The following is an 8,316-nucleotide window of genomic DNA, read 5'->3' on the forward strand; positions in this document are numbered from 1 at the left end:
CGACGTAGTCTTGATTCTTTTTTTGTACTTTTTTCTTATCAAGAAGAAAAGAAGTACATTCTCAAACTAACGAAAGAATAAAATCTCGCCAACACTCTAAAGAACAAAGGCTTGAAATGTTGCGAAGGTAGCATCCACATATCAAGAAATAGATTAGTAATGAGGAGAATAACATCAGTATTGTAAAGGTCTGCAAGTACATACCGCAGGTAACGACGTAGTCTTGATTCTTTTTTTGTACTTTTTTCTTATCAAGAAGAAAAGAAGTACATTCTCAAACTAACGAAAGAATAAAGTATCACCAACACTCTAAAGAACAAAGGCTTGAAATGTTGCGAAGAAGGCATCCACGCATCAAGAAAAAACAAAGGCTTGAAATGTTGCGAAGGTATCATCCACGCATCAAGAGGGCATCAAAAAATTCATCCACTCATTAAGAAATCCATCAAGAACCCCATCCACTTATTAAAGATAAAACTGTTTTGAAAAGCAGTGCGTTCGACGGGCAAAAAAGCTAGAAAAAGAGAAAAGGATTACCTATATTTGATCCGTAAAATAAGAAACAAATAAACCAACCTAATACCTTAGAATATGAAAAAACTATTTCTATTTGTCCTGATGAGCATGCTGATTCTATAACTCAATCAGCAAACACCACTACATAATGTAGTAATGAACTAAAATGGAATAAGAAAAGTAAATGCCACTTTATATTCCTAATTCATTCGTGAGAACCTTCCGAGCGATGAGCCCTTGGTTCTCTCTTAGTTCTTTGACTTCATGGACAATTTGACACTGAGACCTGTAGTTATCATTGATCTGAATATAAAATTAGAATGAATGATAGTTACAGGTCTCTTTCCTAATATTATGTAGAACTTAAGATAAGAGAGTCAACAAAAAGGTTTCAAAATAGTAGGCCTCTATGGTTTTCTTTGAAAAAGTAAGAGGGGATGATCAGTCCATTTTACTTTTTAGACTAAAGTAAGAAGAGTAAAAAAATAGGGTTAGAAGTATGCCTTTTGGTTTTTAATATCTGTCAATATTTATAGAAGTATAAAAGAATAAGTTTAGAGAATAATATAGAGATAAAGACCCATACAAGCAGTATAGAGTCTATATTTACTTAGTATTGTTCTAAAGACCAACAGTAATCCCCAAAAGTGTAAAAAATAATTCTTTCAAATAATATGCAATTAATTCAATAAAACTTGCTGTATTGTCAAAATAAATCTACAAAAAATGAAGCTATATTTAATGAATAAGAGTGGCACAGCTGGTGTCATAAAGGAAAACTCTTCAATGAGGTGTGTGTATTTCAACCTAGTTAGAAACTTATCCATACCCATATCGAACTAGGAATGAATAGACTGTTACATAGATAAATAAAACAGATCTATACTTTAGATATAATATACATAAACACTTTAAAAGAAGATTACGATGAAACGTTTTATATTAGAGGGTGCACTTGCACTCTTGCTATTTGGGTTATACCCCCAAACCGCAAAAGCACAAAGGGCAGTTCATTCAGAAGAAGATACGAAGACGAGCCCTACCTTAGTTACTAAGCAAAAATCAATCAAAGAGAGGGCTTGGACAGTATCCTCTTATCAAATGCCTATCTTGGATAGACCAGGTAAGGGATATATCCCTGTACTAAAATGTGAGGGGAATGTTAAAGCGATTAGTGACTATTCAAATGACAAAACAGATCATTCACACGCTGTGAATACAGCCTTGGACCATGAGAATAGAGATGAAGCCGTTAGAAAGCAATCGGATAGATCCTTGTATGATGAATAAGGATCTTTGAATAAGAATACCCAAGCAGATTGACTCCTATCCTTCTAAAGAAATAAGTAAGTGATTTTCGTTATGGCGTTTACCCGAGGTAAAAGAGTCATTTAGATCCTCCTAAGTAAGTATCTGGCAAGCAATCATCTTTTGAAAACCCGTAAACAAGGGTTCTTAAGCAGATTCCTTGGGAAATGATAGAACTTATGTTATCTTATATATAGATAAAAAATAGGAGATGCGTATGCTTTACCACGCTTAGATTAAAGTGAAACAGAGATAAAGCATAGCAATACTAGGCTAGCCTCACCCTTGAAAAGAAGATGTGAGGCTTTTTCTTGCAATTAATCTTTGACTCTAGTCTGAAAAGGAACAAAGAAACCGAGTTGACGAATCGTTGAGATTCTCTCCTAGAGAGCCTTTTCAATTTGGAAAAGGGAATAATAAATAAAAAAAGATTACCTTGTGTAATACAATGAGAACAAACGAAAATAGAAGATATATGAAAAAACTAAAAGTCTTAATATTCACCTTACTTATCTTAGTAGGAATTCCTGGTATAGCTCAAACGATAGAAAAAGAAGTGGGCTTGCCCGAGTTTACTCGAATTAAACTTATGGGCTCCCCCGAACTTTATTTTGAGCAATCGGATGAGATGCAAAGTATTAAGATTGTCGGACCAGAAGAAGAGCTAGATCGTATTGAAACTTATGTAGATGGAGACACCTTTGTCATAAAGGTAAACAACCGTGATATTGCCTTGCTCAATAGTGATTCGGATGTGAAAATTTACGTAACAGCACCCTTTGTACACCACTTTAGTGTGTTTGGATCTGGTGAAATCCAAATTAGGAATACAATAAAGAGCGTGAAGCCTATTTCACTAAGCGTATCGGGTTCTGGAAATATCGAAGCTGCCGACCTCATCAGTGATAAAATGAAGTTGGATGTGATTGGAGTAGGAGATGTGAAAGTTGAAAAAGCTGAAACCACCTCTTTAGAAGTGCAGGTATCAGGCTCAGGTTTGATAAAATTAGCAGGAACAACGAAAGATGTAATCTACTCTATAATAGGATCGGGTAAAATTGAAGGTTTAGAGATGATGGCAAAAAATGTAAATACGAAGATATCTGGTTCGGGAAACATTTTCTGCACAGCCGAGAATAATTTAGGTGGAGTGGTAAAAGGAGGAGGTATCGTGAGGTATAAAGGCAAACCAAATGTTCAAACGAAGACTCCTAAATCTTTTCGTAAAGCGAAATAAAGAAACATTTTAATCAGAATATAAGGGAAAGGGTAATTGCTAAAAAGTAGTTACCCTTCTTTTTGCAAAAAGTAATCGATATGCCTAGGATGAGCTACTTTCTGGTGGTGAGTATTCCGTTTTTCTAGAGAGGATAAATAGTCGAGATACAACGAAAAAAGAAGACAATTAGGAAAAACCTCTGTAAGAGGATATTTCGACAAAAGATAGAGTCTCAATAGCACAATCTATAAAAAATAGGAATTATTAGTAAATGTAAAAGTATGAGTACCCCTGTTTTGATCTGAATTTCCTAAAATGAAGTAGATCTATTGAGGGTGATTTGGAATTTATGAAATCAGTTATTAGAATATTTTTAGATTGATATCTAATTGATTAATTGATATTTGCTAAGAAATAGAGTATTGTTTAGAAATAATATAGGACTGAATGTTTGAACTTCTCGAATAAAATATCTATTTTTAATAAACCTTAAGGTTTTTGTAACAGCATTGAAATATCCAAAGGCGACGTTTAAGGTGTTTTTAGTATTTGCCTGAGAAAGGATAAGACAAAATAGTTTATTTAAAGATTTTGTATAGACCATCCATACAGTCGAGGAACCTTGCTGCTTTAGACTCTTAGGAGTACTACCTTAAAGAAAGGGAAAGATATTTTTTATAAATGGCTGTTTAGCCATAAAAAAGATAATGTGTGGTTCAGACCCATGTCTGACACACTATTATAGATATATGAAAGAGAGGAAATTGTCACTGCGTAAAAGAATCGGCTTACGGTTGTTTCAGTTTAAGAAACGACAAATTACTACAGAACATAAGCTAAAGTATTTAATGTGGGAGTGTACGGTGCGATGCAATTTGTCTTGTAGCTTTTGCGGGAATGGCTCTTGTAGAAAAGATACAATGCTGACAGATATGCCCTTGTACGACTTTCTAAAAGCCTTTGATGAAATAGCTCCTCAAATAGATCCCCAGGAAACAAGGGTTGTTTTGACGGGTGGCGAACCTCTATTGCGTACTGATTTGGAAGAGTGTGGAAGGGAGCTATCTAAGCGAGGATTCAAGTGGGGAATTATCACCAATGCACTTATCTTAGAAAAACAGAGGCTTACACAGCTTATGCGTTCCGGTATGAGTTTTATAACCGTGAATCTGGATGGAGTTGAAGATGCACATAATAAACTGAGGGGCAATGAGCATAGCTTTGAGCATGCTGTAAAAGCCATAGAATTACTAGCACACGAAGAAGATGTTAAGTTGAAAGTATCTACCTGTGTGTCTAATCAGGGCTATGAGGATTTGTGTCACTTGAAAGATTTGTTGCTGAAACTTGGCGTAAAAAACTGGAGGTTACACTCTCTTTTTCCTCGAAAAGAACAAAAAGGTCCCAATCAATCAGGCATTAATAATCAAGAATTCAAGAAGCTCTTTTCTTTTATGAGAGAGATGAGTGAATTAGAAGAGATGAATGTCAGTTGTGGTTGTGATGGATTTTTGGGCAACTACGAGTTTGATATTCAAAACAGCTTCTTTTTCTGTAGGGCTGGGATCAATATGGGTACGATATTAGTGGATGGTACGATATCGGCTTGCCCTGCTTTACGAACAAAATATTCACAAGGAAATATCTATTCCGACAATTTTATGGATGTGTGGAATAATGAGTATAAAATGTTTCGAGATGATAAGTGGTCACACAATGCGTGTTGCAAAAGTTGTGAGTTTTATCAATACTGCGAAGGGAATGGTTTATATATGCGTGATGAAAATGGCAAGATGTACTTTTGCCATGTAGAGCGTAAAGATCAGGAAGATTCGGCAAGCAACTTGGTGAATACTCTTAAACATTAGGATTGAAGTGCGGTTTTAAAGTCGTTTTATTTGGGGTTGTTTAAGTATCTAAGTACTAAATAAAGGAGAATGCTAAAATTGAGGTAGGGTGTTACAATCGCTTATTATACTTAAAAACTATTTAGAATCGCTTTGAATTCTGTGTCTTTATAAGTAGGGGGTAGTAGAAGAAAATTCTGCTACCTCTTTTTCGTCTATCTTTATTTTATAGGGATGTAGTCTATAACTCTTCTTACAATCTACATTTGGAACTGTCGTATTCTTGTGTGATTTCAATGCCAGAATCTACTTTTATACACTATAAATTGCTTACTTTAAAGGATTCAATTATCTTAAAGCAGCACGGAATGAGATGAATAAAAGGTTGTTGAAAAACCAGAATGGGGGCAGGTCAAAGTGAGATCCTTGAATCTGATTTCTTTGCTGCCTCAATTCATCCAGAAGAGTATATCAATAACGTGCGTAGCACCCCAGCTGAAGATGTGCTCTGCAAAGAAGACTTCCTTCCTCTTCAGTATATGTATCAAACTCAACTATATTGAAAAGTGGGATAAACCGCATGTTTTAGTAAGTATTTATTGGAACATGTCGAGGTGAAGTCGGTGAGTAGCGAACCCTTAAAACAATAGAATTATGCGAACCGATTTAAGCGAAGAAAATACCCGTTGGGATGAGGATACGAAGCAGCTCCTCTATTACGATGAAGACTTAGATGAGTGGTTTACTCGTGATGAAATACTAGAACACCGAGAAGAAATAGGGTATTGGGATGAGTGGTCTGAAGAAATTGAAGAGCAGTATGGTGATCTAGGTCGGAATTGAAATTTTAGATTCTTCTAATTATTCATTCTTGCTCCTTGGGCTAAAGAGTGAGTGAAAATATGCCGATTAACTGTTAAAAAAATGGATACACTCAAGATTGATAAATATCAGAATGGGTGAGTAGGTACAGATATCGATTCTATTAGGTTGCAAAGCATGTAAAATATATGCTCATATTCACGTGATTGTAAAATCTTTCCCCTATATTTGATAATAGTGCAAGATTGATAAGTGTACTTGTCAATTTGCTCAATAGACATTTACCTATAGACTAATTCATGGAAGACACAAATCAAAAAGAATATCCTATCCATGTGCGTACAGATTTTTTTGATGTCACGTTGCAAGGGATAGATTTAGAGGTTCAATGTACAGAACAACACTTGGTGAGTATTTATAAGTTTTTCTATCATGCGGGTTTTAGATTACTCGAAATTGAAGGAAGACTTGAAGTGTATAGAAAAGTTGATGGGGTAATTTATGCTGAGAGTGTAGATTCTATGACGAAGTACCTCTTCGACAAACTCAAAGAATTGGAGTTGCTAGATGAGGCTCTTATTATTGATGTTTGGGATTACTTTGAAGACTCAGATTGCATTCGGAAAGACTTGCTTATGGAGCATTGTTTACATCCCAAACAGGATGGAATAAAAGATCGCCATGACTACTTACTCAAGTTTGACAGCATCTATCGAGCTAATTTTATACATGAAACGATGTTGCGTTTCTTCCGTAAGAATCATTTTGCACAAGTAGGAGATATGGCTGGTCTGTATAATTCTGAATCTCCACTGTTCTTTAAGGAGCTGAAAGATGGACAATATTTGGTATTCTTGCATTATAATCGTCATGGAGCGTGTGTGAGCATGACAGGATATGACTGTTGGCTCTCCAAAAAAGAACCCGATGAGGCAAAAAACAATAGCTTTGATTCATCAGCCCATACAGAGGTAAAGTTGGACTTTGATCCACTACAAGATATGGCGTTATTAGATCGCTATCTATAAATAAGGCTTTCAAATAATTTGTATAACTTCTCCATTCCCTTTTTAGGGGGGATATGGATAGTCCCCAAGAGTTTAGTTTAAAACTTTTGGGGATTTTATTTCAATTTGAAATTCTATTGTTTAGATAGAGAGTGGATGGGTTTGCTTATCGGGAAGGCAGTTGGTTCTTAGTAAAAATCATCTTTTGCATCTGCCTCTTCTTGCACAATTCTTTTTCTCTCTTGTTTTTTGTTAGAATGATGTGTCCAGGCTAGGGTAAGAAGTAGGGCAATGATTTGACTAAACACGCTGTATTTTATGGCAATACGAATGTGGTAATTGGCTACCGACTTACTTAGTTTCTCTGCATCCATAGCATGGAAAGTTCTATCAAAATCTTCTGAAGCATTTCGTAGAGTATCAATGGCTTTGTGGATATCATATACATCATGGATATAAGTCATAAAGCTAAGTTTACGATGGGTTATATCGGTATCAATATAAGTTCCACAGATGGTATATCCACTCTCGTTTTGATAAAGTTGCAAGTCTTTTTCTCTGTAGAGAGGCTTGCCTGTCAGAATACCCAGAGCAATTAGCCTAGAGCATTTAGACACAATTGTTGAGCCTTTGGGGAGAGGCCTACCATCAAAAGTCATAGTTCCTACTTGGTCTTTGGTGTCGTTTTGTAGCCATAGAATGATATGATTTTTATTTTTCATAATCAACCCTTTTTAAAGTTCAACTTATTGGAATATCTCTGTTGTGTTGTAGATGTGATTCAATTGTAAAATACAATAAAATAAGGGATTATCATGCTATTCCCTCAATATTTTTCTATTAAAAAAGATAGATATTTGTTCTTTTGAGCTCCTCTGAAAGATAATGAAAGAGCTATAACCCTTAATCCATACCTTGCTAGGATGATGAGAGTAGGAGAGGTACGAAAAGAAAAAGCTCCTATTCAGTACTGCAGATACTTGATTAGGAGCCTTTGTGTAATAGATAGTTACGTCTATTTAAAATGATATTTTTACTTCGTGAATGAAGTCATTGATTTCTTTTTGAGTGGTATTGTGATTGGTCATAAGTTGCCAACCCTTTTTCATTAAGATATTTAACCTAGCTTTTCGCTCTTCTTTGGCCGACTCATCTATTCGCCGAGGGATGGCAAAGGTGAGTAGCTGATTAAACTCTTGCATATTATCCAAATTGATGCGGCTACGCATTAAGTCGTATAGATGGTAGGCTTCATCTCTACAGATAGAATGCTCATAAATACGAACGTAGGCAATACTTCCTGAAAGTGGTTTGCTTACTACATTACCACTACTAGCATCTCCTCCAATACCTAGCCAGTGGGCTTTAAGTTCGGTAGGCAGACTGATAAGACCGCTTGTTTCTGTTACCCCAGTTGGAATGCCATTGGTATAAGCACGTAGTTCGTTGCCATCATAGGTGAAGATATAATGGTTGTAGGTTTTAGATGTAGCTACAAAATCTCCTACACTCTTATAGCCATCGCCCATATAGACAGATAGCTGAGGCTCTCCAAGTTTGCTTTGTTCAATGCCAAAGCCTTTGCCGTTCATACTTC

Annotated in this window: 8 protein-coding genes; 6 read left to right on the forward strand and 2 right to left on the reverse strand. The window is 35.7% G+C overall.

Annotation, left to right across the window (positions count from 1 at the left end):
- The first annotated feature begins 1,443 nt into the window (after positions 1 to 1,443).
- From K8V80_RS03745 to K8V80_RS03770, 6 genes are all read left to right on the forward strand, one after another.
- A complete protein-coding gene (locus K8V80_RS03745) occupies positions 1,444 to 1,806 on the forward strand; it encodes a hypothetical protein (RefSeq protein WP_006745185.1) in 363 nt (120 codons plus the stop codon).
- Positions 1,807 to 2,299: 493 nt separating this feature from the next.
- Entirely contained in the window at positions 2,300 to 3,061 is a 762-nt protein-coding gene (locus K8V80_RS03750; RefSeq protein WP_276775548.1) for a head GIN domain-containing protein, read from the forward strand.
- 731 nt (positions 3,062 to 3,792) lie between these two features.
- Positions 3,793 to 4,911, forward strand: coding sequence for a TIGR04133 family radical SAM/SPASM protein (locus K8V80_RS03755; protein WP_276775550.1), 1,119 nt, complete (start codon positions 3,793 to 3,795; stop codon positions 4,909 to 4,911).
- Positions 4,912 to 5,291: 380 nt separating this feature from the next.
- Positions 5,292 to 5,453 carry a hypothetical protein gene (locus K8V80_RS03760; protein WP_276775552.1) on the forward strand — a complete coding sequence of 54 codons (162 nt, stop codon included), beginning with the start codon at positions 5,292 to 5,294 and terminating at the stop codon, positions 5,451 to 5,453.
- Between the two features lie 91 nt (positions 5,454 to 5,544).
- Positions 5,545 to 5,733, forward strand: coding sequence for a hypothetical protein (locus K8V80_RS03765; RefSeq protein WP_006745181.1), 189 nt, complete (start codon positions 5,545 to 5,547; stop codon positions 5,731 to 5,733).
- Positions 5,734 to 6,011: 278 nt separating this feature from the next.
- On the forward strand, positions 6,012 to 6,740 hold the full coding sequence (locus tag K8V80_RS03770; protein ID WP_276775554.1) for a hypothetical protein: 729 nt from the start codon (positions 6,012 to 6,014) through the stop codon (positions 6,738 to 6,740).
- Between the two features lie 167 nt (positions 6,741 to 6,907).
- On the opposite strand, the gene K8V80_RS03775 is transcribed toward K8V80_RS03770, so the two are convergent.
- The gene (locus K8V80_RS03775; protein WP_006745179.1) at positions 6,908 to 7,441 is read right to left on the reverse strand and encodes a hypothetical protein; all 534 of its coding nucleotides are present in this window, start codon (positions 7,439 to 7,441) and stop codon (positions 6,908 to 6,910) included.
- Positions 7,442 to 7,738: 297 nt separating this feature from the next.
- Positions 7,739 to 8,316, reverse strand: a 578-nt coding sequence (locus K8V80_RS03780) for a LamG-like jellyroll fold domain-containing protein (RefSeq protein ID WP_276775556.1), incomplete at its 5' end; no start/stop codon positions are given.

It is taken from the genome of Bacteroides coprosuis (assembly GCF_020741705.1).
GTDB classification, from domain to species: domain Bacteria; phylum Bacteroidota; class Bacteroidia; order Bacteroidales; family Bacteroidaceae; genus Bacteroides_E; species Bacteroides_E coprosuis.

What these genes read in the sequence shown, in the direction of transcription:
- K8V80_RS03770 (WP_276775554.1), top strand. Translation starts at nt 6,012, where the DNA reads ATGGAAGACACAAATCAAAAAGAATATCCTATCCATGTGCGTACAGAT.
- K8V80_RS03760 (WP_276775552.1), top strand. Translation starts at nt 5,292, where the DNA reads ATGGGGGCAGGTCAAAGTGAGATCCTTGAATCTGATTTCTTTGCTGCC.
- K8V80_RS03750 (WP_276775548.1), top strand. Translation starts at nt 2,300, where the DNA reads ATGAAAAAACTAAAAGTCTTAATATTCACCTTACTTATCTTAGTAGGA.
- K8V80_RS03745 (WP_006745185.1), top strand. Translation starts at nt 1,444, where the DNA reads ATGAAACGTTTTATATTAGAGGGTGCACTTGCACTCTTGCTATTTGGG.
- K8V80_RS03755 (WP_276775550.1), top strand. Translation starts at nt 3,793, where the DNA reads ATGAAAGAGAGGAAATTGTCACTGCGTAAAAGAATCGGCTTACGGTTG.
- K8V80_RS03765 (WP_006745181.1), top strand. Translation starts at nt 5,545, where the DNA reads ATGCGAACCGATTTAAGCGAAGAAAATACCCGTTGGGATGAGGATACG.
- K8V80_RS03775 (WP_006745179.1), bottom strand. Translation starts at nt 7,441, where the DNA reads ATGAAAAATAAAAATCATATCATTCTATGGCTACAAAACGACACCAAA.